Consider the following 25,158-nt stretch of genomic DNA (forward strand, 5'->3'; position numbering starts at 1 on the left):
TAACTGTTTCGGAGAATCTGCGGTCACAGATTTTTAAGGAAAAACAATGATGTTAAGTATGATGGGTCTGGTAGGCGGACTAGTGTTATTAATTGTGTTCACCATTCGGGGAATGAATCTTTTCATTGCAGCCCCCTTGTGTGCGCTGGTGGTGGCGTTAACCAACGGTATGTCTGTTTTTATTGGAGATATAAACTTTGTGGAAACCTACATGAGTGGGTTTTCAGGCTTTATTGCCGCATGGTTTTTTATGTTTTTGCTTGGTGCTTTGTTTGGCAAATTCATGGAAGACAGTGGCGCTGCCGATTCGGTCTCTCGTTGGATAATACAACGTATTGGTTACAAACAGGCCGTGTTAGCAGTGGTGCTTGCTTGCGCTATTTTAACTTACGGGGGCGTGAGCGTTTTTGTTGTCGCCTTCTCGGTTTACCCTATGGCAGTAAGTTTGTTCAAAGATGCGAACTTACCTCGTCGTTTTATTCCCGCAGCCATGGCATTTGGTTCGGTCACCTTTACGATGACCTCTGCCGGCTCACCAGAAATCCAAAACTGGATCCCTATTAAGTATTTGGGCACCTCACCTTTTGCTGCATGGGAAGTAAGCTTAGTGGTTGCTATTTTCATGGCAGTGCTTGGTTACTGGTGGCTAGCGAAAATGATCCGCAAAGCGATAGCTAATGGCGAGGAGTTTGAAGCGCGTATTACCGACCCTGAAATACGCGAACGAGATTACCCCCACCCGCTCACAGGTATTATTCCATTGCTAGTAGTGCTGTGTATTTCCTTCTTTTTACACGAAGCACTAGCGCAACTTGCGCTTATTGTAGCCTTAGGGGGAGGCGTACTTACTTTGCTTATTATAAACCGCGCCCACTTTCACAATTTACAAGCGGCGATAAACACCGGCACCACAGGGGCACTGGTCGCTATTGGCAATACCGCGGCAGTCGTAGGGTTTGGCGCTATAGCAAAAAACACCGAGGCATTTCAGCAAACGGTAGCTTTAATGACGCAAATCCCTGGTAACGAGTTAATTGGCGCAGCTATTGCGATAAGTGTAATAGCGGGCTTAACCGGCTCGGCTTCAGGAGGCCAAGCTATCGCGCTGCCATTGCTTGCACCGCATTATCTTGACCAAGGCGTGCAGCCAGAACAATTACACCGTATTGTTTCTATCTCTTCAGGTGCGCTAGATTCACTGCCTCATAACGGGTATGTTGTCACCACAATTCGCGCCATATGTCATGAAACCCATAAGGCAGCCTATGGTGCCGTTGCAGCATTAACGGTTGTCGTACCGGTTATAGGGCTCGCCCTTGCCATTGGCCTATTCAGCGTGTTTTAGACAAGGATTTCCATGAAACTAAAAATAGCTTTTTTATATTGTGCTTTGCTGGCTTTTTCATTAGTTACTACAACAGCGTGCAGTGCTAATGTGGCTAATTCAGCTTCAAATTTCACCGCGAAGTCTGTCAACACAGCCAATACTGCTGATGCAGATGCTCCAGAAAGCAATAAGCCAACGCTGTTTACGAAGAAAGAAACGTTCTCCATGGAAAGCTTCACCACATTTGGTGGCAAAACCATTCATAACGTGAAAGTGGGTTGGGAAGCCTACGGACAGTTAAATGCGGACAAAAGCAACGTTATTCTTGTTACCCACCATTTTTCGGGCACATCTCATGCCGCTGGTATGTATGAAGACTCTCAGGGCATTGCAAACCCTAATAGAGGCTATTGGGATGCGTTAATTGGCTCTGGCAAAGCCATCGATACCGATATCTATTACGTTATAAGTGTAGACAGTTTGGTGAATTTAAACGCCTACGATGAGCACGTTATTACTACCGGCCCAGCGACTATCAACCCAGAAACCGGTGAGCCTTGGGGGCTAGATTTCCCCGTGGTGACAATCCGTGACTTCGTGAATGTACAAAAGGCATTACTTGAAAGCTTAGGCATTCAGAAACTGCATGCGGTGGTAGGCCCTTCTATGGGGTCGATGCAGGCTATCGATTGGGCCAGTGCCTACCCCGAATGGGTACCACGGATGATTTCGGTTATTGGTACGGGTGAAAGCGATGCGTGGACAACAGCCGCCCTTTCGCACTGGGCTACGCCTATTCGATTAGATGCTAACTGGAAACAAGGTAGTTACGCTCGACATAACCAACCAACAGAAGGGTTAGTGGCTTCTTTGATGATGATCACCCAAGATGCCTTGTACCCCACTTATTTTAACCAGCACGGTAAAACGCTAGGCTATCAAGCCTTAGAGCAAGCGCCATTAGAGAACATTAATGCTCAGCACTCTATTGTGAAATGGTTAGAAAGCCGTGCTCGTCAGCGCGCTGAAAAAATGGATGCTAATCATCTTCTTTATTTAGTTCGCGCCTGCCAATTATTTGTAGCAGGCCATGGTAATAACTTAGAAGAAGGACTTAAGCAAATTCAAGCTAAAACCTTGTTCTTACCGGCATCCACCGATTTGTTGCTTATGCCCTATTTAGCTGAATCAACGCACAATCAACTCAAGCAGTTGAGGAAAAAAAGTGAACTGGAAACACTAAATGGCCCCTTCGGACACCTTGAAGGCATAGTGAATGTAAAAGCCGAAGGCGAGCGGATTGCCGCGTTTCTTTCCAGCGCTTTATAAAGACTAAAAAGAACCGTTTAAATAAGTGCAATGCTTAGCGGCAAACTAAGCATTTAACTGTAGGAACCTGATATGAAAACAACTTATAAAATATTGGCCAGCTTTTGTGCGTTATACAGTGGCGTAGCGTTATCTAACGCTGCTAATTCAGACAATGTACTACCACCGCTAAGTCTTGATGTAGAGCAAGTTACGGTATCTGGCCTTTCTTCTGGCGGATATATGGCGACGCAATTTCATATTGCACACAGTGATTGGGTAAAAGGCGCAGGCATCATTGCTGCAGGGCCTTATTATTGTGCGCAAAATGATATCACCACTGCATTAAACCAGTGCGTGAATAAGGTAGACGCACCAATTAATCTAGATGCACTTTCAAGCGTTGCCATAGACTATGCAAACGAAGGCAGTATTGCGCCTTTAGCGGGCCTTAAAGATGCCAAAGTATGGTTATTTCACGGCACAAACGACGTGCGTGTAACGGCGCAAGCCAGCGATTTACTGTACCGCCAATACCAAAGTTGGACAGACACTCAAAATATTGTATACGTGAATGACCAAAGCGCAGCACACCACTTCCCTACCTTGAATGAAGGCAGTAATTGCAGCGTTTCAGAAAGCCCTTTTATTGGTAACTGTAATTACGACACTGCGGGTAATATGTTGAACCACCTGTTGCCCTACTTAACCGCACCCGATGATTCGGTTTCAGGCAAGGTTTACACTATTTCTCAGCAAAAACTTGCGGGCAGCGATGGCGAAACCTTGGCGGAAAAAGGGTTTGTTTTTGTACCCGAAAACTGTGCATCAGGTGAATCGTGCAGGCTACATATTAGTTTTCATGGCTGCAATCAATATGCCGAAGTAGTTGGCAATAGCTATGTAACCAAAACAGGTATCAACCGATGGGCCGATGACAACAATATCGTTGTGCTGTACCCGCAAACTAAAAAATCGTTATTTATGCCATTAAACCCCCAAGGTTGCTGGGATTGGTGGGGATACACTTCAGATGATTATGCAAATCGAAAGGGCGCGCAAATTTCTGCTGTGGCCAATATGATTAAAGGCATTAACACAGGCGCTATCAATAAAGAAACGACCAATACAGGAACTGCAAATAATGACTAAGCGAACCGTATTTATAACTGGTGGCGCTAGCGGTATTGGCTTTGGTATAGCACAAGCGATGTCGAAAGCGGGACATCATGTCATCATTGCCGATATTAACGAACAAGCCGCACAGCGTGCTGCGAACGATATTATACGAGAAAACGGCAGTGCCAGCGCTATTGAAGTTGATGTTTGCAATGCACAGCAAGTAGCCGCTTTACCCGACTTGCTCAAAGAGCAAAAAGTAAATGTGTTGATTAACAATGCCGGTATTCAGCATGTCTCACGCATTGAAAACTTCCCGCCTGAAAAATGGCAGCAACTGATTAATATTATGCTGGTTGGCCCCGCGCTTTTAACCCAAGCGTTTTTACCTAACATGCGCGAGCAAAACTTTGGGCGAATAATCAACATCGGTTCAATTCACTCACTGGTGGCATCCCCTTATAAATCGGCTTATGTGGCAGCGAAACATGGCCTGCTGGGGTTTGCTAAAACTATCGCCCTTGAAACCGGCGACTGTGATGTCACCATCAACACTCTATGCCCTGCCTATGTAAAAACACCGTTGGTCGAAAAGCAGATTGCCTCTCAGGCTAAAGAAAATAACCTTACAGAAGAGGAAGTGATCAACAAAATAATGCTTGAGCCAATGCCTAAAAAGCAGTTTATTAGCCTAGATGAGTTGTCTGACACAGCGGCATTTTTAATGTCGGATAGTGCACGCAATATTACCGGCCAAACCATGATACTGGATGGCGGCTGGACAGCCCGATAAACGTTACGCTAAGCCTTTCCATTCGTAAAATATCTGTGCTAATGTCCCGACATCAGTAAGGAAAACACATTAGCACCACATGCCCTATCAAACCGTTGCTTTAATTGGCAAACCTCAACACGCTGCTACGCACGACAGCTTAAATCTATTGGCTCAATACCTCACCGCAAAAGGCTGTGAATTATTGGTTGAAGAGAGCATCTCAAAAGAATTAGAAAGTGATAACCATCGCGCATGCAACTTAGTGACTATTGGTAAAGAAGCCGACCTTGCCGTAGTAGTAGGCGGTGATGGCAGTATGCTAGGTGCAGCAAGGGTATTGGCACGCTTTGATATCCATGTAGTAGGCGTAAACCGAGGCAACTTGGGTTTTTTAACCGATATCCACCCTGATGAAATTGTTCAGCAACTTGATCTTATTTTTGAAGGTGAATGCGTAGTTGAAAAACGCTTTTTATTAGATGTGGGTGTGTATCGTCATGAGAAACTAAAAAGTAGCAATTCCGCAGTGAACGAAGTGGTGCTTCACCACGGAAAAGTGGCGCACATGATGGAATTTGAAATTTATATAGATGACCAATTTGTGTTCAGTCAACGCTCCGATGGACTAATTGTTGCTACGCCTACCGGTTCTACCGCCTACTCATTATCGGCAGGTGGCCCTATCATCATGCCTAAGCTCGATGCGTTAACCTTAGTGCCTATGTTTCCGCATACATTAAGCAGCAGACCGATTGTGGTAGACGCCGATAGCCAAGTGTCGATGAAAGTATCGAAGGTAAACAGCGACTCACTGCAAATAAGTTGTGACAGCCACATTGTACTCCCTGTACTTCCAGGCGATGAAATACGCATTAACAAAAGTGAAGATAAACTTTATTTAGTGCATCCAAAGGGTTACAGCTACTTTAATGTGCTTCGTAAAAAGTTAGGCTGGGGTAGCAAGCTTTATTAAGTAAAGCGGAAGAAATAAATTAATTTTAGCCCGCCTCTTTACATGCGCAAAATACTGTATATATTTACACATACTGTATAAACATCGAGTATAGTTATGTTAGCGCATCTTTCTATTAGTAACTTTGCAGTGGTTAAGCAACTGTCAGTTAATCTTGAAAAAGGGCTTACTGCCATCACTGGGGAAACCGGTGCCGGTAAGTCTATTGCCATTGACGCTTTAAGCTTGTGCTTAGGCGAGCGAGCTGATGCCAACGCCGTAAGAAGCACCGCGTCTAAAGCAGAAATTATTGCTCATTTTGCATTGGCCACAAATGCGAATGCAAAGCGTTATCTCGATGAGCATGAACTCACCTCAGACGAGGATGAAAACAGCTGTTTTATCCGCAGAGTTATATCGAAAGAAGGCCGCTCAAAAGCTTTTATTAACGGTATTCCCGCTTCACTTCAGCAATTGAAAGGCTTAGGCCAACACTTGCTTGCTATACATGGTCAGAATACTCACCTTCAACTTTTGAAAGAAGATTATCAACGCCAGCTTGTTGATACTGTGGGCAACCACAAAGACAGCCTTTCAAATGTAAAACAACACTTTGCCTTATGGCGTGAAAAGCAAAAAATGCTTAGCGAGCTACAAGCACAAGCTCAGCAGCGTGAAGACAGATTGCAATTGCTTACTTATCAAGTTAGAGAGCTAGACGAATTTGCCTTAGAAGACGGTGAGTTTTCAGAGCTCGAAACTGAACATAAGCGTTTAAGCAATGGGCAAAGTTTGCTAGAGCAAGCACAAACTAGTTTTTATCACTTGTACGAAAGTGACGAAGGCAACGCACTGTCTATATTACAAAATAGCATAGACCGTTTGGGCGAACTAGAATCTCACGATGCCAGTTTAAGCCCTATTCTTGTGTTGTTAAATGAAGCGGCCATTCAGGTTGAAGAAGCGGCTGGGGAATTGCGCCACTATTGCGATGACCTAGAAATAGACCCTCTTCGTTTACAGCAGGTAGAAGCTCGGTACGCTAAAGCGATGGAATTAGCACGCAAGCACAGCGTTATGCCCGAAGAATTATTTGCGCATCATCAAACCCTAGCGACTGAGTTTGCTTCGCTAGGCGATCAAGAGTCTTTGTTAACCACACTAGAAGATGAAGTCGATGTGCTTAAAGCGCAATATCTAACGGAAACGAAAGCGTTATCTGAATACAGGGTAAAAGCGGCAAATTATTTGGCTAGTGAAATTGAAACACAGATTCATCAAATGAACATGCCTCACGCTAAGGTAGCCATTGAAGTTAATTACGATGAGTTCAAAAAGCCATCAGCTTTAGGCCAAGACTCGGTAGAAATTAAAGTTTCTACTAACCCCGGCCAAGCAGCTGACAAACTGGATAAAGTCGTATCTGGTGGTGAACTTTCAAGAATTGGCTTAGCCATTCAAGTTATTGCCAGCGATAACCATGCGACGCCTACTATGATTTTTGATGAAGTAGATACGGGAATTAGCGGGCCTACCGCGTCGATTGTGGGTGGGTTGCTTCGCCGTTTAGGCAAACAGGTACAAGTCATGTGCGTTACCCATTTACCTCAGGTGGCTGCGCAAGCGCATAACCAACTCTTTGTTACTAAGCTTACCGATGGTGAAAGTACTGAAACACAAATGTTGGCACTAACGAAACAAGATAGAGTGGACGAATTAGCGCGCTTGTTAGCTGGCGACAAAGTAACCAAGTCGGCGCTTGCTAACGCAAAAGAGTTATTGAAAAGCGCGCAATCGAACTAAAATGCAGTTGATTGGTCATACATGTCGATGTAGCATGCCTTCGTGCTTACATTAACGCACCCCACCCGCCTTTATGCTGTTGGGTAACGAAGAAAAAGCAATACTGGACTGATTTACGCATGAAGTTGCAACATTTATTAATAATTTTAGGTTTAACCCTTACATCAAGCGCTTGTTCTAACTGGATTTATCGTATTGATGTGCCTCAAGGTAACTTTCTCGATCAACGAGACGTTTCTAAACTACGCATCGGCATGACTAAAGAACAGGTTATCTACGTACTTGGTAACCCAGTAGTACAAGATTCTTTCGATGATGATACTTGGTACTACGTTTACGATATGAAGCGCGGTATGAAAAAACGCGGTGAAGATTTCCAAAAGCAAATGGTTATCACATTTGAAGACGGCAAAGTAACGTCAGTAGAAGGTGACTTTGAGCTGTCTGAAGATTTCAATACGCCGCTAGACAATTAATTAGCAATAGTAAGTGCTAACACATTCATAGCAATGGAGCGTTTGTTTATTAACAGATTGCTCCTTGTTTGTTAGAGGCTTACACATGTTTTTAGACAAGTTTATCCCCTCGATTTATCTGTATCCCTCACACGTTTAGGAATATATTGATGGAACATGATTTTTGGCACAGCAAGTGGCATAAAAATGAAATTGGCTTTCATGAACCTGAGGGTAATGTACTTTTAGTTAAGTATGCTGATACCTTGTTAGCTACTACCTCGCCGCGAGTATTCGTACCCTTGTGCGGTAAAACTAAGGATATTCATTGGTTGCTTGCTAACGGCTGCGAAGTAGTGGGTGCCGAATTAAGTGAAATTGCGATCACGCAGCTATTTGCCGAGTTGGACATTGAGCCAGAGATCACGACCCTAGGTAGTCTTAAACTATTTAAAAATGGACCATTAAGTATTTTTGTTGGTGATATTTTTGAGCTAACCAACGAAACACTGGGTGGCATAACCGGTATTTACGATAGAGCTGCATTGGTTGCGTTGCCTACCGAGCTTCGCGAGAAATATGCAGCGCATATTTGTGATATCACCGAATGCGCCCCCATCCTTTTAATAAGCTTCGATTATGACCAAAGCGTCATTCCTGGCCCTCCATTTTGCGTTGACGAAACAGAAGTAGCTCGTCTATACAACACTAGTTATTCTGTTACTCTGCTTGAACGTGAACCGCTGGAAGGCGGCCTTAAAGGTAAAGTAGCGGCAGACTCACTAGTCTTCAATCTAAAGCCTGAAGCAAAATAGTAAGTTTAAAGCGCGGTAGCACAGGCTTTAGAACGTGCTCCCTCTTCAGTTATTACCAAAACATCGCATAACCCAACATTCTCTATTGCGACGTAAGTGCGATAACTTGCTCTAGACCAAATAACAATGCGCCAATTAAGCCTCCTACCAAGGTGCCGTTAATTCGTACCTTTTGAAGATCGCGCCCAATATTTAGCTCAATTTGCTCAGCCATCTCGTTTTCATCCCAACTATTGATAGTGTCTTCAATATGCTTGGTTAAAAAGTCTGCCAACTCGGGGGCCATGTACTTTCCAGCTTCACCAATATGCCGGTCGAATGCGGTCGATAAGCGCTCATCGCTTGTTAAAGAACGGCCTAGTTCATTTAACCAATGCATCACTTTAGTTTCTGCTTTACCATTTTCAGCCGTTAACGATTCAAGCATTCGGCCATGTAACGCTACCCAGCTTTTATTTAAAAAAGCTTTAAGGGCGGGATCATTAACCAGTTGCGCTTTATAATTGTTGATACGTTGAGCCATTGATTCACTGGTTTGCACTTCATGTAGAAAGTCACTTACCTGCTCGTCAAATGCATGCCTTAAAGGGTGATTATCATCGGCGTACACGTCATCAAGTACACGAGAAACCGCTTTTACTGCAATAAGTGCTCCCCGCTCACTCAACCAGGTTGAGGGAAGTAATTTTTCTAAACGGTTGTGCTCTGTTTTAAGCCAATCTATGAGTGTGGCGGCAATATATTCCTGCGTCTCAGGCTCACCCATTAATTTAGCAACGTTTCCTAGCAGCTTATCTAGTACAAGCTGATGATGACGCTCTCGGGTAATACTGCTTAACACAGTGGCTATCAGCTGTTGTAAGTCGAGTTGATTAATTCCTTTTTCAGCTGTTTTGCCGATAAAGGCTTTAACCGGTTTGTCATCCACTAAGCGAAGAATACCGGCGAGTGCATCACATAAAAATCGGCTTAATTTTTTCGCATGCTGAGGGTCTTCCAACCATCGCCCCGCCCCTTTTGCAGGTTGACTAGACGCAATTAAATTTTCAATGGCACTAGCATGAAAGAATTTCTCTTTAACAAATAGTGATAGATTTTGCGCTATCACTTTTTTATTGCTCGCGACAATATTGGTATGAGGAATGGGATACCGGGCAGGTATGGGCTTGAATAGCGCTGTTACCGCAAACCAGTCGGCGAGGCCTCCGACTAATGCAGCTTCACTAGCCATTTTTATCAGCCCCAACCATTTAGCACTAGCCAAGCTCGGAACATACACCTGCGTGACAATGGCACTCACGAAAACACCCGCGGCTATCAACAAGCAAATTAATGCATTTTGCTTCGCTCGCTTTAACTGCAAATGTTTGTCGTGCATAAATTACATCCTTTTACCAAGTTCATCTAATATTTGCTCACCATCTTCTTTAAAATAAGGGCCTGATGGCCATGAAGGTAGCAAGTCGAGTACTTTTTCACTAGGCCGACAAAGCCCTACGCCTTTTTCTGGGCAAACTATAGGCCTATTTACCAAAACTGGATGTACCAACATAGCATCAAGCAAAATATCGTCTGATACAGACTCATCCAGTAGCCCTAACTCATCTGCAGGTGACTTTGTTGTCCTAAGTGCTTGCCTAGGGGTTAAGTTCGCAGCTGCAAATAAACCAAGTAACTGAGAACGGGTCCAACCTTCGTTTAAATAATCTACAACAATTGGCGAGTACCCAGCATCTTCAATAATTTTAAGCACGTTACGAGATGTGCCGCAGGCGGGGTTATGGTGAATAACTATCATAATTTATGGCCTTGTAGGAAAAGTGAATTACTGAATTTAGATATTAACAGCTTAACACATATGATATTTCATATTTATTATCATTTGAGGGTGTCCAACCTGCTTGATTTGAGTGTGTGTCAACTCAACTGAGTGGCTGTCGCGTTTGTTTACTGCTCATTTAAGTGTGTGCCCTACATATTCATATTTATTGTTATTTGAGTGTGTCCTACCTGCTTGATTTAAGTGTGTGTCCGACATATTCGAGCGTGTGTCCAATTCTTATGCTGCTCATTTAAGTGTGTGTCCGACATATTCGAGTGTGTGTCCAATTCTTATGGTTTTTGATTAGTTACCAAAGATACCCTTATTAACAACCTTTTAGAGCGCTCAGCTATTCAAATAGAAATAAGTTGAATGCCGAACAATTGGTGTATTTCGCTATTATCTAGTGAAGTCATAAAAAACTATGATTGAGAGATGACACATAAACCATTAACACATTGATAATTATAATGTTTTTATCTTGGCATGCTCTATGATAGAAAAACATACATTAATGAGTAATTTAGAACGTTAAACAACACTGAAAAGGCTTCACGATGAAAAAAACACTTATTGCCAGCACTCTATTTTTTGCAGCAACAACATTGCTTTCGGGCTGCGTAATTCATGTTGGTAATGCCAGTGCCCAAGAGGGAGAGGATATAAGTAGCGTGTTTGGGAGTGTAGATGTAGCAGAACATCGCTCGGTAGGCGATCTTTCTTCGGTCAATGGCAATGTATCGATTGAAGATCATGCACAAGCAGAAGATATTAGCGTTGTGAACGGCGGTGTAGAAATAGGTTCTCATGTACGCATTGACGAAATCAACATCGTGAATGGCGACCTTGATGCGGGATCGAACCTGCATGTAACTAACAGTATTGAAACCGTTAACGGCGATATAAACATTGAAAAGCAAAGTACCGTTCAAGGCAGCGTAGAAACCGTTAATGGTGATATTCAAATTGTAGACAGCGTAGTTGAGAACAATATTGAAAGTATGAATGGAGACATCACCCTTAAAGGCGATACCTTAGTTAAGGGCAACATTATTTATACGATGCGTGATGACGGCTGGCTGGAAAGAAATAGCACAAAACCTAAGCTCACCATCGACGCTGATGTTTCTATCGGCGGCTCAATAATTCTTGAACGCCCTGTAATTATGGATATAGCTAACCCCGCTCTACAAGAAAAAGTGATTGTCAGTTATTCATCTAGCAAGTAAGGTCTTGGTATTATTCCAAATGTAGATTGGCATGAACGAAAAACAGAAAATGTTATCCGGTGAACTCTACTACCCTAGCGATCGTGAGTTAACCGGATTACGCAAGGCCTGCAGGATAAAATTGGACGAGCTTAATGCTACGTGTCAAACAGAACACAAAGCCCGCACTCGTCAATTAAAGGCGCTTTTTGGCACTACGGGCAAACGCCTATACATAGAGTCGTCTTTCAAGTGTGACTATGGCGAGAACATTCATGTGGGTGAAAACTTTTACGCTAATTTTAATTGCGTCATATTGGATGCCGCTAAAGTCACTATTGGTGACAATTGTATGATTGCACCGCAAGTAGGTATTTACACTGCCACACACCCTATCGATCCAACATCTAGACAAACCGGTATCGAGTTCGCGAAGCCCATTACTCTCGGTCACAATTGTTGGATTGGCGGTATGGCGGTAATAAATCCAGGTGTTACCTTAGGCAATAATGTGGTGGTTGCTTCAGGGGCCGTTGTCACCAAAAGCTTTGGTGACAACGTTGTTATTGGCGGTAATCCTGCCAAAATCATTAAGCATATTGACGGTGAAAGTTAACGATACCTACTTAACCTAGATATCGATTAATCCAGCTTAGCGTCAATCCCTCGAACCTTTAATCCCACTTAGGCGCAAAGTCTGGATTAACAATACGCTCACCGTTATCTAGTTCATCGATGCGGGTAATATCATCATCTGTGAGTGAGATATCGGTGTAAGAGAAGTTTTGCGCCAAGTGCTCTTTGCTGGTTGAAGAAGGAATGGTGTTAATCCCTTTTATATCTAACCATGCCAATACCACCTGAGCAGGACTCGAGTCATGCGCATCGGCTATAGCGTTTAATGTGTCATCCTTCATTACATCACCGACGGCAAATGGCATATAAGCCGTTACGCCGATACCGCGCTCTTTACAGGCTTGTACAACTTGACGGTTCTGCATAAACGGGTGCAGCTCTATTTGATTGGTGTAAATCTCTCCCTTACCTAGAATTTTCTCAGCCTGTTCAATCTGATCTATTGTGAAGTTAGACACCCCGATATGGCGCGTAAGACCAAGCTCTTTAGCTTGTTTCAAGCGCATCAAGTAATCTTCTAAGGAAATGTCATCACCTGGGTAAGGCCAGTGAATAAGCAGTAAATCAACATACTCAACTTTCAGCTTCGACAAACTCTCGTGAACACTAGGAATAAACTTATCTTCACTTAAAGACTCGTACCATACCTTGGTGGTAATGAATAAGTCGGAGCGTGTAATGCCGCTGGTTTTAATCGCATCGCCAACGAGCTCCTCATTTTTGTATATTTGTGCGGTATCTACATGCCTGAAACCTACATCTAGTGCATCGGTTACGGCATTAAGTGCAGTATCACCTTCCAAGCGGAATGTTCCCATCCCTAACTGAGGCATATCTTTCATATCAGTCTCCTTTTTTGTGCACGTTTATCAAATCATTGATGTGTTGTTCCTACGCACTCAAACCTTTAGGAGATCGAATTTACTGAGAAAAGTTAATCTAGATTTTTAGACCGTTAACAACTTCACAAAAGTTCGCCCATTTGCATCGAAAATGACTAAAAAGTGGAAAATAACGCAATTAAATCGTATCCTGCTTACAATTAAATATATACCTTGTAGTCCTCATGTTTAACCGCTTTATTCTGCTGATACTTTTATTCTTCCCTATCAGCAACTTAGCTATATCTTCTGAAATTGAGCACCTACGAGTTGGTGTTGAAGCTATGAATTATTACCCCGTGATGGACTTTACAACCCCACAACATCGCGGATTGTTAAGCGATATCATGACCGACTTTGGCAACAGCCATAATATCTCGTTTGAATTCATTCCCCTCCCCTTGCAACGGTTCAATCACTGGTTTGAAGACAATGCCATTGATTTTCGCTTACCTGATAACCCTAGATGGACCCAAAGTGGTACCCCAGGCCTAATTTACGGTGAAGCGCTAATAACCGTATGCGATACCTCGGTTGTGCTTACAGAAAATAGTGATATGACAATGGATGAGATTACTAAACTTGGATTGTTATACGGCTTTACCCCATCCAGCAAATGGCGTGAAAGGCGGGCTGAAGGCACGCTGACTATCGCCAATGAGCGTTCGGTTCGTATTCTTACTCGCATGTTATTGAAAGGATTAGTGGATGCTATTGATTTGAATATTGCGACGATTAAAAGTGAAATGGTATCGTTGGGATTGCCCGAAGATTTAGTGTCGGTCGCAAAGAACGTTCCTGCTGACGGCGTTAAGTATCGTATCTCTACTCAGTCTAAGCCAGAAGTACTCGCTAAACTCAATCACTATGTTGTTGAAAACCGCGAATCAATAGATGCTAAAGCGCGAGAGTATGGTATTGCTGCCGGGACTAATTGCGACTCATTGCATTAAAGTAATGTCTGTTGAGCGCAAGTTCGATTGCTAAGACAGGTGTATACAAAATAATTCTGCAAAAAAAAACGGGCAATGCCCGTTTTTTCGAATCTGCTATTTCACACTGTTGTTAACGCTTAGGCGTTCTTGCTACCCGCTTTTTAACACCGCCATTCTCTTTACGTACCTTGTGTTTTTTCACAGAGCGACGCATACGGCTTAAACGTGCATGATCTAATTTGCCTTGGCGTACATCTACCATGGTTTGTGTTTCTTCAGGTAGTTGCACAATGTCCCGTAGTGAGTTTACATCTTCTAAACCCAGCTCTACCCAAGCTCCCTGAGGTAAACGTTTCTGTAAATCCATAGGCCCGTATTTAACTCGTATCAAACGGCTAACTTGAACACCCTGTGATTCCCACAAACGACGTACTTCTCGGTTACGCCCTTCTTTAAGCGTAACGTTGAACCAACGGTTCATGCTTTCTTCTTCTGAGCTTGGAGGAGCGACTTTACCCGAGATACTTAAAAACTTAGCTTCGCCATCTTCAAGTTGAACACCTTTTTTCAAGGTATTTAACGTTTGATGTGTTACATCGCCAAAGACACGAACAGCATATTCGCGCTCTACTTCACACTTAGGGTGCATCAAACGGTTTGCAAGCTCACCATCGTTGGTAAACAACAATAGGCCGCTCGTGTTCATATCTAAACGCCCTACCGCAATCCAGCGGCCCATGCGAATAGCAGGTAAACGGTCAAACACCGTGTCACGCCCTTCAGGATCGTGACGGCTGCATAACTCGCCCTCAGGCTTGTTATACATTAAAACGCGGCATACAGGCTGTTCAGTTTGACGAGACAACAAATGCCCATCAACACGAATTTGGCCTGTTTCATCAACACGGTCGCCCAATGTTGCCAATGTACCATTAACAGAAACGCGGCCTTGCTCTATCCAACGTTCCATCTCTCGTCGCGAGCCTAGCCCTTGGTTAGCTAGTACTTTTTGCAACTTTTCAGTCATTTGTATCACTCTTTATTTGCTTGTTTTCGGTCGCACGGTCTGTTACCTCAGACGGTGCCTCATTTAACACCTTAAGCGACGAGGTGGAATCAATACTTTTAGCCATTTCATCAAAGGCATCGGAATTGGGAAGCTCCGATAACGATGAAAGCGAAAAGTAATCTAAAAAAGTACTGGTGGTAGCATACAAAGCTGGCCTGCCTGGCACTTCTTTATGCCCCACTACTTTTACCCATTCTCGTTCTGTGAGTGTCTTCATTATACTACTGCTTACCGCTACGCCTCTTACTTGCTCAATTTCTCCACGAGTAATAGGTTGACGATAGGCAATAAGTGCCAAAGTTTCCATCATAGCGCGGGAATACTTTGGGGCAGTCTCCTGCCATAGTTTGCTCAACCATGGACTCAACGCATCCACAGATTGAAATCGGTAACCACTGGCTACCTTCACTAATTGTATACCCCTAGGTTGATAATCTAAGGTTAGCTCATTAATGACTGTTTTTAAGGTTCTCTCTGCTACCGTGAAGTCACTTAGCACCGTGTCTCTCAACTGCTGAATAGACACTGGAGCATCGGCAACGAATATGGCAGCTTCAACCAGTTGTTTTAATTGAGCTGTTTTTATTTTTTTCATTTTTACTCAACGCTACTGCCTAATTTTACATGAATTCGGGCGTAAGGACCTGCCTGAATACAAAAAATCAGTTGTTCTTTTACCAATTCTAGAATAGCTAGGAAGCATACCACCACACCAGCGCGACCCTCTTCCACCGTAAATAACCCCTCAAGTGGTGTAAATTCACTGGCATTTATCAAACTGAGTATCATCGACATACGCTCACGTGTACTTAGGGCTTCACGGGCAATAGTATGGTGTTCAAATGCCGCCGCCCGTTTCATTGCCCCACTAAACGCAAGTACAATTTCCGCTAGGCTTATCTCTGGTTCAATTCGTACCGGCGCAACACTGTCGGCTGCTAACACATTGGTATCAAATATGTCTCGTTCTAAACGAGGCTGAATATCCAAATCTTCAGCGGCTTGTTTAACGAGTTCATATTCTTTCAGCCGCCTAATAAGTTCAGCGCGAGGGTCTTCTTCCTCATCGCTACCGCTGCTACGTTTAGGTAGCAATAACCGTGACTTTATCTCGGCTAAAATAGCGGCCATCAACAGGTATTCTGCGGCCAGTTCTAGCTTTAACGACATCATGGCATCGACATATTCCATATATTGCTTAGTGATTGTCGCCACCGGCAAGGTAATAATATCGAATTTTTGTTTTCGTATAAGGTACAGCAGAAGGTCGAGCGGCCCTTCAAACGTTTCTAAAATAACTTCTAGCGCATCAGGCGGAATAAATAAGTCTTCAGGCTTTTCTATTAACGCCTCACCATGAATAAATGCGAGCGGAAGCGGCTGCTGAATGGGCGATTGCTCACTGCTCATCTAAATATACTATTCAAACGGAGCAGGGTCGCCGGTACCACGGCGCATGATGACAGGGGTATCTTCAGATAAATCAATTACGGTGGTAGGTTGCTCACCCAAATACCCGCCGTGAATAATCACCCCCACCTGCTTTTCTAAATTATCGCGAATAACGTCAGGGTCTGATTCTGCCATGGTATTGCCTGGCAAAATAAGTGAAGTAGACATTAGCGGCTCGCCTAAGGTTTCAAGTAGCGCTAACGCAATGGCGTTATCGGGTACACGAATACCTATGGTCTTTCGCTTTGGATTTTGCAGACGCTTAGGCACTTCACGGGTGGCTTTTAGTACAAACGTGTACGAGCCTGGCGTATTATTTTTAATTTGTCTAAATGCCGTATTATCCACTTTCGCGTAAATAGATAATTCAGACATATCTCGGCACATGAGTGTGAAGTTATGATCTTTACCAATTTCTCGAATGCGGCATAGTTGCTCTAAGGCTTTTTTATCTTCCATCTGACAACCAATGGCATAACCAGAGTCGGTAGGATAAACCACTACCGCCCCTTCACGTATAAGCTCACAAGCTTGGTTCAACAAACGTTGCTGTGGGTTTTCAGGATGAATATAGAAAAACTGACTCATGATAATGTCCTGTTCATGCCTATTGCTTGGCCTCTTTTTCTATTTAGCTAATGGAACGCTATTAATAGAGAGCGGCTAATGGAAAGTAGCTAATACAACGCTGGTGGCAGCTAGTTGCTAACACTTTGCTAGTTATTAACACTTTACTAGTTACTAACACTAGGTGCAGATTGGTTCACCGCGTCTGCAAACCCCTCAACCACTGGCCAATCGTGCCAAATAGGCGTTAAGTTACTGCTAATACCCAAATTTTTACCTAGCTCTGTCCATCGTGATGGAAAGTGAAAATCTGAGCCTGCCGAGGCTAATAAATTATGGCTAGCGGCGAGTTCATTCACCAGCGCTTGCTTGTCTTTGCTAATACCAGGAAACGCAGTTTCAATTGCATCGCCGCCGGCTTCGGCAAATAAATCAACTAATCTACGTAGCCATTTTGCGGTCATGTCGTAATGAACGGGGTGCGCTAGCACGGCTTGGCCGCCTGCACCGTGGATCCACTCGATGGCAGTTTCAACACTGGGCCACTCTGCTTTCACCGCTGCACGCTTGCCTTTGCCTAAATACTTTTTAAAGGCTGCGTTCATGGTGCCAACGCCATAGTTATTCACCAGCACGCGAGCGAAATGTGCGCGGGTTACCTGCCCTTCACCGGCTAATGCGATGGCCCGAGGAAGAACCCCTTCAAACCCGCACTTGCCCAACTTTTCCGCTATTTTTTCTGCTCTTACTTTTCGAGTTTGAGCCTGACCTTCAAGTTGCGCTAGAAATGTTGGGTTGGTTCTATCAACATTTAACCCCACAACGTGAATATCGAAACCATGCCAATTGGTGGAAATTTCGACACCGTCAATAATTTTTAACGGCCGTTTTTGTTTCGCCTGCGTGTTATGCGCCGTTTCTAATCCCGCCACTGTGTCGTGGTCGGTAATGGCTAGTACGTCAACCTGCATGGTGTGCGCACGCAGTATAAGCTCCTCTGCAGTGAGGTGCCCATCGGAGAATTTTGTATGGCTGTGGAGATCTATTTTCAAAGGCTTTTCAATAATTGGTTGACACAAAGGTGAATTTGTTTTCTTCTATACGCACAAGTATACAGATTTACGCCTTCGATAACTATCGATGTTCGTACAAGATTGAACCAAACACGAGTTTATTCATGCAATTAATGACAATCACAACTGCAACAACTATTGCTTCTTGGTGGTGGCACTCCCTCGATTAACGGGTGGTGTGCGCATTTGTGCGTGAATAAAACACAAAAGGCCCGTATTTACGGGCCTTTTTTTTATCTTTTTGCAGTCGGAGAGTGGCAAAAATGAGTTTAGCGGAACTGGGCACAACCCCAGGCAAAGTCGAAACAATTGAGCAGGTTGGGCATTACATCGACGACCCTCTTGCAGCCTTCGCACACATTTGTGCCGAACGTCCTAATGCGTTGTTATTAGAGTCGGCAGAAATCGATTCGAAAGACGATTTACAAAGTTTATTAATGGTACAAGCAGCTTTACGCCTAGAGTGCACTGGAAACCGTGTTGACGTAAAAGCCCTTACGGAAAACGGCGCTTCCGTGTTGCCAATATTTAAATCTCAGTGCCCTGATGGGGTAACATGCGTTGACAGTACCGACACATCGGTCACCTTATTATGTGAACCTGCTGATGCGCAGTTAGACGAAGATAGCCGTTTAAAGTCTGCCAGCGTAATGGATACCTTGCGTATTATCGTGAAAAAAATCACGCCTATTCGTCAACATCCCCACGCGCTTTTTTTAGGCGGTGTATTTGCCTATGACATGCTCGCGGGATTTGAATCGCTTCCTCATGTAGAAGATGGCGATAATGATTGTCCAGATTTCGTTTTTTACTTGGCTGAAACGCTTATTACGGTAGATCACCAAACTCGCGAAACCCACTTGATTGGTAGCGTGTTTAGTGGCGAAGATGTAGCCCAGCAATACTTTGGAATTTCCCAGCGCTTAGAATCGTTGCATCAGCAATTGCAGTCTATGCCTGAGACACCCACTTTAACTTCTGGCACTGGTATTGATGGCGCAGGTATTGATGACGCTGTTATCGGTGGAGACATTTCGGTAAGCGTAGATAAAAGTGACGAAGAATTCTGTGACAATGTGCTTGAGTTAAAACAGCACATTCTTGCTGGGGATATTTTCCAAGTGGTTCCATCACGTACATTCTCACTGCCTTGCCCTTCTCCGCTTCTAGCTTATGCGCATTTAAAAGAACAAAATCCCAGCCCTTATATGTTCTATATGCAAGATGAAGCCTTTACTATATTTGGTGCTTCACCAGAGTCTGCACTTAAATATGAAAGTGAAAGCAACCAAGTTGAAATTTACCCCATTGCCGGTACTCGCCCTCGCGGCAAACGCCCTGACGGCACAATTAATCACGACTTAGACAGTCGCATTGAACTTAACTTGCGTGAAGATAACAAAGAGAAGTCTGAACACATTATGCTAGTCGACTTAGCGCGAAACGATGTGGCAAAAGTAAGCCGCCCGGGAAGCCGCTTTGTAAAAGACTTATTGAAAGTAGACCGCTACTCTCATGTTATGCACCTTGTTTCCCGTGTTGTTGGCCAACTTCGTGACGATTTAGATGCACTACATGCTTATCAAGCGTGCATGAACATGGGCACCTTAGTGGGTGCGCCGAAAGTGAGTGCCGCTACGCTGATTCGTGAAGTAGAACAAAAACGTCGTGGTAGCTATGGCGGCGCAGTAGGCTATATAAACGGACAAGGTGACATGGATACCTGTATTGTTATTCGCTCGGCATTTGTGAAAAACGGCCGAGCTTTCATACAAGCAGGCGCCGGAGTGGTTTACGACTCAGTTCCACAAGCTGAGGCCGATGAAACCCGTGCAAAAGCGCAAGCGGTTATTAGCGCGGTTACCGCAGCACTCAAAGTGGAAGCGGAGAATCAAGCATGAGTATGACTATGAGCAACAAAACCACCCTATTCCTACTCGATAATGTCGACTCTTTTACGTATAACTTGGTAGATGAATTACGTGCGCTTGATTTAGAAATAAACGTATATCGCAACACAGTGTGCGCAGATATGTTATTTGAAAAAATGCAAGAACAAGCCACCAAGAGCCCTGTGTTGCTAATGCTGTCGCCAGGCCCTGGCGCCCCAAGCGAAGCGGGCTGTATGCCGGCTTTACTAGAAAAAGTAGCAGGTACTTTCCCGGTACTGGGTATATGTTTAGGCCATCAAGCCATTGTTGAATATTATGGCGGTATTGTTGGCCGCGCCACGCAAGTTATGCATGGTAAAAGTTCTGCTATCGCCCATTCAGAAAAAGACATGTTTACAGACTTGCCACAGCCATTACATGTAGCTCGTTATCATTCGTTAGCCGCACAAACACTACCTGACGCCCTTGAGCCCTGCGCGTCTTGTGTTAACGATGATGGAACTGAAACCGTCATGGCCGTGTTTAACAAAACTGATAAAATGCTAGGCTTTCAATTTCACCCTGAGTCGATATTAACGGCCCAAGGTAGTGTGCTGCTGAAGCAAAGCATCGACTATTTAACGCAACAAGGATAAAGCCATGTTTGACGCTACTCCATTACTTGAAAAACTCATCAAACAATCGGCGCTGTCTCAAACCGAAGCTTACACGTTGTTCAACAGTATTATGCACGGTGAGCAAAGCGAAGCCGTTATTGCCGCGGTGCTTACAGCACTAAAAATCAAGCATGAATCTCCGGGTGAAATTGCCGGAGCAGCCAGTGCTATGGTTGCCAACGCCAAGCCGTTTCCGGCACCCACTTACCCATTTGCCGACATTGTTGGCACAGGTGGCGATGGACATAACACCATTAATATTTCGAGCGCCGCAGGGGTGGTGGCAGCAGCATGTGGTGTGAAAGTGGCCAAACATGGCAACAGAAGCGTATCTAGTAAATCAGGCTCTGCTGATCTGTTTAAACAATTTGGTTTAAACTTAGAAATTACGCCGGAATTGTCGAGAAAATGCTTAGATGAAGCAAATTTCACATTTCTTTTTGCGCCGGTATATCACGCTGGCATGCGTTTCGCAGCCCCCGTCCGTGCTGCGCTGAAGACCAGAACCTTGTTTAACATACTAGGGCCACTTGCCAATCCAGCGGGCCCAACACATGGTGTGTTCGGCGTTTACTCCCCCGAACTGCTTGAACCTTACGCAAAAACCCTTATGCTTCTTGGCCAACATCGCGCCATGATTGTTCACGGCGATGGCTTAGATGAACTTGCTCTGCATGGTGAATCTATTATTTACGATCTTGAGCATGGTGACATTCGTAAGTTAACCGTCACCGCTGAAGACTTTGGCCTTTCCTCATACCCATTATCGGCCATTGAGGGCGGTGAGCCAGAAGAAAACAAGAAATACATTGAAGCTGCATTAGCCGGTGAAGGCCAGGAAGCCCATCGCGCTGCCATTGCAATGAACTGCGGCGCACTACTTAAAGTTACCGGTACCGCCGATTCATTTAAAGATGGCACCGAGATGGCCATGCAAGCAATGAAAGATGCAAAACCTTTGGCAGTATTAAACCAGGTTGCCAAAATCAGTCAGGAGGTCAGCACTGATGCCTAATGTGCTAGAAAAAATTGTTGCCGATAAACGCATTGAAGTTGATGCCAGAAAATCGGCTTTGCCGCTTGAAAGCTTTAAAGCAGATTTAGTGCCTTCGAACAAAAGCTTGTTTGATGCACTGAATGAACCGAATGCTGGCTTTATTTTTGAGTGCAAAAAGGCTTCCCCCTCAAAAGGGCTTATTCGCGAACATTTCGACCTAGACGAAATTCTAGCCGCATACACACCCTATGCGGCGGGCATTTCAGTACTTACTGACGAGAAGTATTTCCAAGGTAAATTTGAATATTTGGCCTACGTTACAGAACGTGTAGCACAGCCTGTATTAAACAAAGATTTCTTTATTGATACTTATCAGGTTTATTTAGCGCGTCATTACAATGCCGATGCCGTATTGCTCATGCTAAGCGTGTTAGACGATGTGCAGTATCGTGAACTTGCTACCGTAGCCAATAGCTTGTCGTTAGATATTCTTACTGAGGTAAGCAACGAAGAAGAGATGCGTCGCGCCATTGCTCTTGAAGCAAACATTATTGGTATTAACAACCGTAACCTGCGCGACTTATCAACCGATTTAGCCACCACAGAACACTTGGTACCTATGCTGGAAAGTGCCACACACGACTTTGTGGTAATTTCAGAATCGGGTATTTATACCCATGAAGACGTATTGCGCTTAAGCCCGCTTTGTCAAGGCTTCTTGGTAGGCAGTGCACTTATGTCGCAAGCTAATTTGAAACGCGCCGTTCAAAGCTTAATTTACGGTTCGGTAAAAGTATGCGGGTTAACCAGTGTTGAACAGGCCCAACTTGCTTTTGAAAGTGGCGCGAGCATGGGCGGGCTAATTTTCGCTGAAAAATCACCTCGATTTGTGGCCGAATCAGTCGCAAAAGATATTGTAGAAACCGTTGAAGGCGATTACGTGGGCGTGTTTGTGAATCATGACATAGACCATGTTGCTAAGTTAGCTACAACGCTTTCGCTATCCGCCGTTCAATTACATGGCAGCGAAGATGCAACATATCGAGCAAAACTGAAAGACGCCCTGCCGTCACGTTGTGAAATATGGCAAGCCAAAGGCGTGAAAGGCGCTTTGCCTGAACAGCTACCTAAGTTATTAGAAGATGAAAATATCGATTATGTACTGCTTGATTGCCAAGTAGGTAATGCCAAGGGCGGTACAGGAGAAAGCTTCGATTGGGGATTGTTAGACAATATAGCCAACAAGCAAAAAATCATTCTAGCCGGTGGAATTAACGCAACCAACATTGCTCAAGGCATTGACGTGGGTTGTGCAACCATCGACATAAATTCAGGGGTAGAAAGTGCCCCAGGCGAAAAGTCGGCTGAAAAATTAGCCGAGCTATTTTCAATTTGTCGCCGCTATTAACACTTAGGACAACGCATGAATCAATTAGATACAAAATTTGGAGAGTTCGGTGGCATGTATGTGCCAGAGCTACTTATTCCTGCACTGGACCAACTAGAAAAAGCGTTTCTAGATGCGAAAGATGATCCTAGCTTCAACGAAGAGTTTTTGGGGTTATTAAAAGATTACGCAGGCCGCCCAACAGCAATGACGCTAACCCGCAACTTGGTGAGCAACCCTAAGGTAAAATTATACCTTAAACGAGAAGACTTACTTCACGGCGGTGCCCACAAAACAAACCAAGTACTCGGTCAGGCGTTATTGACTAAGCGTATGGGTAAAACCGAAGTTATTGCCGAAACGGGCGCCGGTCAACACGGTGTTGCTACAGCGTTAGCATGCGCATTATTAGGCTTAAAAGCCCGTATTTATATGGGTGCAAAAGATGTTGAGCGTCAAGCGCCTAACGTTTTCCGTATGAAACTAATGGGTGCAGAAGTTATTCCTGTAAACGCTGGCTCAGGCACACTTAAAGATGCGGTAAACGAAGCCATGCGTGACTGGTCTGCTAATTACGATACCGCGCATTACCTGCTAGGTACGGCAGCAGGCCCTCATCCATTCCCCACTATTGTACGTGAATACCACCGTATGATTGGCGAAGAAACACGTGCACAAATTCTAGAAAAAGAAGGCCGTTTACCAGATGCTGTTGTGGCCTGTGTAGGTGGTGGTTCTAATGCTATTGGTATGTTTGCTGATTTCATCGACGAACCCTCTGTACGCCTGGTAGGCGTTGAACCTGCGGGTAAAGGGGTGCACACCAAAGAGCACGGTGCCACTATTGTGACGGGCACTAAAGGTATATTACACGGCGCTTATACCTTCATTATGCAAGACCACGAAGGACAAATTGAAGAGAGCTATTCAGTTTCTGCCGGATTAGATTACCCAGCAGTTGGCCCTCAACATGCTTATTTAGCCGAAACTGGCCGTGCTGAGTACGTTGCCGCTACCGATGAGGAAGCACTTAACGCGTTCCAATTGCTTGCACGCAAAGAAGGTATTATTCCCGCGCTTGAATCTTCACACGCCCTAGCACACGCATTAAATATGGCCGACGAAGCAGAAGAAGAAACCATTATTGTGGTGAATTTATCTGGCCGTGGTGACAAAGATTTGGCTCACGTAACCAAAATTTTAGGGGACAAGCTGTAATGGAAAGATATGCAGAAATGTTTACGCGCCTAGACGCAAAAAATGAAGGCGCGTTTGTACCTTTCGTAATGATAGGCGACCCTGATTTAGCGCAGTCTGAAGCGATTATTTGCCAATTGGTTGAAAGTGGTGCTGATGCACTAGAGCTTGGTATTCCTTACTCAGATCCAATAGCCGATGGCCCTACCATTCAAGCGGCGAGTATTCGCGCTCATAAGAGTAATGTTACCGTTGCCAACTGTTTCGAATTGTTGACGCGCGTACGCAGTAAGTACCCACAAGTGCCTATTGGCTTGTTGCTGTACAGCAACCTTGTGATGGCGCAGTCTATCGATGGCTTTTATAAAAAGGCCAGTGATGCAGGTGTAGATTCTATTTTAGTAGCTGACGTGCCTATTCGCGAAGCTGCACCATTCCAAAAAGCAGCCGATGCCAATGGCATTTCACAAATTTTGATAGCTCCACCGAATGCGACCGATGAAACTATGGAAAAAATTGGTGAGTACTCGAAAGGCTATACTTACTTATTAGGTAGAGCTGGGGTAACTGGCGCTGAAACTGCTGTAGAAATTCCTGCCGCTGAGTTGATTGCGCGTCTAACGGCACATAAATGTGCACCTCCACTACTTGGGTTTGGTATTTCTACGCCAGCACAAGTAAAGTCGGCCATTGATGCTGGTGCAGCGGGCGCTATTTCTGGTTCTGCTACAGTGAACCTGATTGCAGCAAACTTAGACAACAACGATGCTATGCTAAGTGCATTGGGTGAGTTTGTGCAGTCTATGAAAGCCGCTACTGCTAAGGGTTAAGG

The 25,158-nt window shown here is 44.4% G+C and carries 25 protein-coding genes; 17 read left to right on the forward strand and 8 right to left on the reverse strand.

What is annotated here, in order from left to right:
• Positions 1-49: 49 nt before the first annotated feature.
• From J5X92_RS14175 to tmpT, 8 genes are all read left to right on the forward strand, one after another.
• Positions 50-1,345, forward strand: a complete 1,296-nt coding sequence (locus J5X92_RS14175) for a GntP family permease (protein ID WP_208806014.1) — start codon at positions 50-52, stop codon at positions 1,343-1,345.
• A 12-nt stretch (positions 1,346-1,357) separates the two neighbouring features.
• Positions 1,358-2,656: a homoserine O-acetyltransferase gene (locus J5X92_RS14180; protein ID WP_208805981.1), complete on the forward strand. Its 1,299-nt coding sequence runs from the start codon at positions 1,358-1,360 to the stop codon at positions 2,654-2,656.
• Between the two features lie 72 nt (positions 2,657-2,728).
• On the forward strand, positions 2,729-3,787 hold the full coding sequence (locus J5X92_RS14185) for a PHB depolymerase family esterase (protein ID WP_208805982.1): 1,059 nt from the start codon (positions 2,729-2,731) through the stop codon (positions 3,785-3,787).
• The gene (locus tag J5X92_RS14190; RefSeq protein ID WP_013784763.1) at positions 3,780-4,547 is read left to right on the forward strand and encodes a 3-hydroxybutyrate dehydrogenase; all 768 of its coding nucleotides are present in this window, start codon (positions 3,780-3,782) and stop codon (positions 4,545-4,547) included. The genes J5X92_RS14185 and J5X92_RS14190 overlap by 8 nt, the downstream gene beginning before the upstream one ends.
• 79 nt (positions 4,548-4,626) lie before the next feature.
• Complete coding sequence (gene nadK, locus J5X92_RS14195) at positions 4,627-5,502, forward strand: NAD(+) kinase (RefSeq protein ID WP_013784764.1); 876 nt, start codon at positions 4,627-4,629, stop codon at positions 5,500-5,502.
• Between the two features lie 96 nt (positions 5,503-5,598).
• The gene (recN, locus tag J5X92_RS14200; protein ID WP_208805983.1) at positions 5,599-7,284 is read left to right on the forward strand and encodes a DNA repair protein RecN; all 1,686 of its coding nucleotides are present in this window, start codon (positions 5,599-5,601) and stop codon (positions 7,282-7,284) included.
• Positions 7,285-7,403: 119 nt separating this feature from the next.
• Positions 7,404-7,760, forward strand: coding sequence for an outer membrane protein assembly factor BamE (gene bamE, locus J5X92_RS14205; protein WP_208805984.1), 357 nt, complete (start codon positions 7,404-7,406; stop codon positions 7,758-7,760).
• Positions 7,761-7,909: 149 nt separating this feature from the next.
• Positions 7,910-8,554 carry a thiopurine S-methyltransferase gene (gene tmpT / locus J5X92_RS14210; RefSeq protein WP_208805985.1) on the forward strand — a complete coding sequence of 215 codons (645 nt, stop codon included), beginning with the start codon at positions 7,910-7,912 and terminating at the stop codon, positions 8,552-8,554.
• 82 nt (positions 8,555-8,636) lie between these two features.
• Here tmpT and J5X92_RS14215 read toward each other — a convergent pair whose 3' ends face one another.
• Both J5X92_RS14215 and arsC read right to left on the reverse strand, forming a co-directional pair.
• On the reverse strand, positions 8,637-9,932 hold the full coding sequence (locus tag J5X92_RS14215) for a DUF445 family protein (RefSeq protein WP_208805986.1): 1,296 nt from the start codon (positions 9,930-9,932) through the stop codon (positions 8,637-8,639).
• A 3-nt stretch (positions 9,933-9,935) separates the two neighbouring features.
• The gene (gene arsC / locus J5X92_RS14220) at positions 9,936-10,352 is read right to left on the reverse strand and encodes an arsenate reductase (glutaredoxin) (RefSeq protein ID WP_208805987.1); all 417 of its coding nucleotides are present in this window, start codon (positions 10,350-10,352) and stop codon (positions 9,936-9,938) included.
• A gap of 581 nt (positions 10,353-10,933) precedes the next feature.
• Here arsC and J5X92_RS14225 point away from each other — a divergent pair.
• Positions 10,934-11,605: a DUF4097 family beta strand repeat-containing protein gene (locus tag J5X92_RS14225; protein WP_208805988.1), complete on the forward strand. Its 672-nt coding sequence runs from the start codon at positions 10,934-10,936 to the stop codon at positions 11,603-11,605.
• 31 nt (positions 11,606-11,636) lie between these two features.
• Positions 11,637-12,200, forward strand: coding sequence for a sugar O-acetyltransferase (locus J5X92_RS14230; protein WP_208805989.1), 564 nt, complete (start codon positions 11,637-11,639; stop codon positions 12,198-12,200).
• Positions 12,201-12,258: 58 nt separating this feature from the next.
• Here the strand turns inward: J5X92_RS14230 and dkgB are convergent, their stop codons facing one another.
• On the reverse strand, positions 12,259-13,062 hold the full coding sequence (gene dkgB, locus J5X92_RS14235; protein ID WP_208805990.1) for a 2,5-didehydrogluconate reductase DkgB: 804 nt from the start codon (positions 13,060-13,062) through the stop codon (positions 12,259-12,261).
• Positions 13,063-13,286: 224 nt separating this feature from the next.
• Here dkgB and J5X92_RS14240 point away from each other — a divergent pair, with 224 nt between their 5' ends.
• A complete protein-coding gene (locus J5X92_RS14240; RefSeq protein WP_208805991.1) occupies positions 13,287-14,054 on the forward strand; it encodes a hypothetical protein in 768 nt (255 codons plus the stop codon).
• 112 nt (positions 14,055-14,166) lie between these two features.
• Here J5X92_RS14240 and rluB read toward each other — a convergent pair whose 3' ends face one another.
• From rluB to J5X92_RS14265, 5 genes are all read right to left on the reverse strand, one after another.
• Positions 14,167-15,063, reverse strand: coding sequence for a 23S rRNA pseudouridine(2605) synthase RluB (gene rluB / locus J5X92_RS14245; RefSeq protein WP_208805992.1), 897 nt, complete (start codon positions 15,061-15,063; stop codon positions 14,167-14,169).
• Positions 15,056-15,700 (reverse strand): SMC-Scp complex subunit ScpB, encoded by a 645-nt coding sequence (scpB, locus tag J5X92_RS14250; protein WP_129737509.1) that lies wholly within the window; start codon positions 15,698-15,700, stop codon positions 15,056-15,058. The genes rluB and scpB overlap by 8 nt, the downstream gene beginning before the upstream one ends.
• Positions 15,701-15,702: 2 nt before the next feature.
• Positions 15,703-16,515: a ScpA family protein gene (locus J5X92_RS14255; RefSeq protein ID WP_208805993.1), complete on the reverse strand. Its 813-nt coding sequence runs from the start codon at positions 16,513-16,515 to the stop codon at positions 15,703-15,705.
• A 9-nt stretch (positions 16,516-16,524) separates the two neighbouring features.
• Complete coding sequence (locus J5X92_RS14260; RefSeq protein WP_062086778.1) at positions 16,525-17,145, reverse strand: L-threonylcarbamoyladenylate synthase; 621 nt, start codon at positions 17,143-17,145, stop codon at positions 16,525-16,527.
• A 146-nt stretch (positions 17,146-17,291) separates the two neighbouring features.
• Positions 17,292-18,176 carry a PHP domain-containing protein gene (locus J5X92_RS14265; protein WP_208805994.1) on the reverse strand — a complete coding sequence of 295 codons (885 nt, stop codon included), beginning with the start codon at positions 18,174-18,176 and terminating at the stop codon, positions 17,292-17,294.
• 284 nt (positions 18,177-18,460) lie between these two features.
• Between J5X92_RS14265 and J5X92_RS14270 the strand changes: the two genes are divergently transcribed.
• From J5X92_RS14270 to trpA, 6 genes are read left to right on the forward strand one after another with little or no spacing between them, the layout of a single operon-like run.
• Positions 18,461-20,098, forward strand: a complete 1,638-nt coding sequence (locus J5X92_RS14270; RefSeq protein WP_208805995.1) for an anthranilate synthase component 1 — start codon at positions 18,461-18,463, stop codon at positions 20,096-20,098.
• Positions 20,099-20,106: 8 nt separating this feature from the next.
• Positions 20,107-20,724, forward strand: a complete 618-nt coding sequence (locus J5X92_RS14275) for an aminodeoxychorismate/anthranilate synthase component II (RefSeq protein ID WP_129740579.1) — start codon at positions 20,107-20,109, stop codon at positions 20,722-20,724.
• Positions 20,725-20,728: 4 nt separating this feature from the next.
• Positions 20,729-21,760, forward strand: a complete 1,032-nt coding sequence (gene trpD / locus J5X92_RS14280; RefSeq protein WP_208805996.1) for an anthranilate phosphoribosyltransferase — start codon at positions 20,729-20,731, stop codon at positions 21,758-21,760.
• Positions 21,753-23,150, forward strand: a complete 1,398-nt coding sequence (gene trpCF / locus J5X92_RS14285; protein ID WP_013784784.1) for a bifunctional indole-3-glycerol-phosphate synthase TrpC/phosphoribosylanthranilate isomerase TrpF — start codon at positions 21,753-21,755, stop codon at positions 23,148-23,150. The genes trpD and trpCF overlap by 8 nt, the downstream gene beginning before the upstream one ends.
• Positions 23,151-23,165: 15 nt before the next feature.
• Positions 23,166-24,347, forward strand: a complete 1,182-nt coding sequence (gene trpB, locus J5X92_RS14290) for a tryptophan synthase subunit beta (protein ID WP_159531287.1) — start codon at positions 23,166-23,168, stop codon at positions 24,345-24,347.
• Positions 24,347-25,156, forward strand: coding sequence for a tryptophan synthase subunit alpha (trpA, locus tag J5X92_RS14295; RefSeq protein WP_208805997.1), 810 nt, complete (start codon positions 24,347-24,349; stop codon positions 25,154-25,156). The genes trpB and trpA overlap by 1 nt, the downstream gene beginning before the upstream one ends.
• Positions 25,157-25,158 lie beyond the last annotated feature (2 nt).

Source organism: Alteromonas sp. K632G (genome assembly GCF_017653625.1).
Classification (GTDB): Bacteria; Pseudomonadota; Gammaproteobacteria; order Enterobacterales; family Alteromonadaceae; genus Alteromonas; species Alteromonas naphthalenivorans.

Bases quoted from the DNA above. Each gene is read 5' to 3' on its own strand.
- J5X92_RS14175 (WP_208806014.1), top strand. From the start codon at position 50: ATGTTAAGTATGATGGGTCTGGTAGGCGGACTAGTGTTATTAATTGTG.
- J5X92_RS14180 (WP_208805981.1), top strand. From the start codon at position 1,358: ATGAAACTAAAAATAGCTTTTTTATATTGTGCTTTGCTGGCTTTTTCA.
- J5X92_RS14185 (WP_208805982.1), top strand. From the start codon at position 2,729: ATGAAAACAACTTATAAAATATTGGCCAGCTTTTGTGCGTTATACAGT.
- J5X92_RS14190 (WP_013784763.1), top strand. From the start codon at position 3,780: ATGACTAAGCGAACCGTATTTATAACTGGTGGCGCTAGCGGTATTGGC.
- nadK (WP_013784764.1), top strand. From the start codon at position 4,627: ATGCCCTATCAAACCGTTGCTTTAATTGGCAAACCTCAACACGCTGCT.
- recN (WP_208805983.1), top strand. From the start codon at position 5,599: ATGTTAGCGCATCTTTCTATTAGTAACTTTGCAGTGGTTAAGCAACTG.
- bamE (WP_208805984.1), top strand. From the start codon at position 7,404: ATGAAGTTGCAACATTTATTAATAATTTTAGGTTTAACCCTTACATCA.
- tmpT (WP_208805985.1), top strand. From the start codon at position 7,910: ATGGAACATGATTTTTGGCACAGCAAGTGGCATAAAAATGAAATTGGC.
- J5X92_RS14215 (WP_208805986.1), bottom strand. From the start codon at position 9,932: ATGCACGACAAACATTTGCAGTTAAAGCGAGCGAAGCAAAATGCATTA.
- arsC (WP_208805987.1), bottom strand. From the start codon at position 10,352: ATGATAGTTATTCACCATAACCCCGCCTGCGGCACATCTCGTAACGTG.
- J5X92_RS14225 (WP_208805988.1), top strand. From the start codon at position 10,934: ATGAAAAAAACACTTATTGCCAGCACTCTATTTTTTGCAGCAACAACA.
- J5X92_RS14230 (WP_208805989.1), top strand. From the start codon at position 11,637: ATGAACGAAAAACAGAAAATGTTATCCGGTGAACTCTACTACCCTAGC.
- dkgB (WP_208805990.1), bottom strand. From the start codon at position 13,062: ATGAAAGATATGCCTCAGTTAGGGATGGGAACATTCCGCTTGGAAGGT.
- J5X92_RS14240 (WP_208805991.1), top strand. From the start codon at position 13,287: ATGTTTAACCGCTTTATTCTGCTGATACTTTTATTCTTCCCTATCAGC.
- rluB (WP_208805992.1), bottom strand. From the start codon at position 15,063: ATGACTGAAAAGTTGCAAAAAGTACTAGCTAACCAAGGGCTAGGCTCG.
- scpB (WP_129737509.1), bottom strand. From the start codon at position 15,700: ATGAAAAAAATAAAAACAGCTCAATTAAAACAACTGGTTGAAGCTGCC.
- J5X92_RS14255 (WP_208805993.1), bottom strand. From the start codon at position 16,515: ATGAGCAGTGAGCAATCGCCCATTCAGCAGCCGCTTCCGCTCGCATTT.
- J5X92_RS14260 (WP_062086778.1), bottom strand. From the start codon at position 17,145: ATGAGTCAGTTTTTCTATATTCATCCTGAAAACCCACAGCAACGTTTG.
- J5X92_RS14270 (WP_208805995.1), top strand. From the start codon at position 18,461: ATGAGTTTAGCGGAACTGGGCACAACCCCAGGCAAAGTCGAAACAATT.
- J5X92_RS14275 (WP_129740579.1), top strand. From the start codon at position 20,107: ATGAGCAACAAAACCACCCTATTCCTACTCGATAATGTCGACTCTTTT.
- trpD (WP_208805996.1), top strand. From the start codon at position 20,729: ATGTTTGACGCTACTCCATTACTTGAAAAACTCATCAAACAATCGGCG.
- trpCF (WP_013784784.1), top strand. From the start codon at position 21,753: ATGCCTAATGTGCTAGAAAAAATTGTTGCCGATAAACGCATTGAAGTT.
- trpB (WP_159531287.1), top strand. From the start codon at position 23,166: ATGAATCAATTAGATACAAAATTTGGAGAGTTCGGTGGCATGTATGTG.
- trpA (WP_208805997.1), top strand. From the start codon at position 24,347: ATGGAAAGATATGCAGAAATGTTTACGCGCCTAGACGCAAAAAATGAA.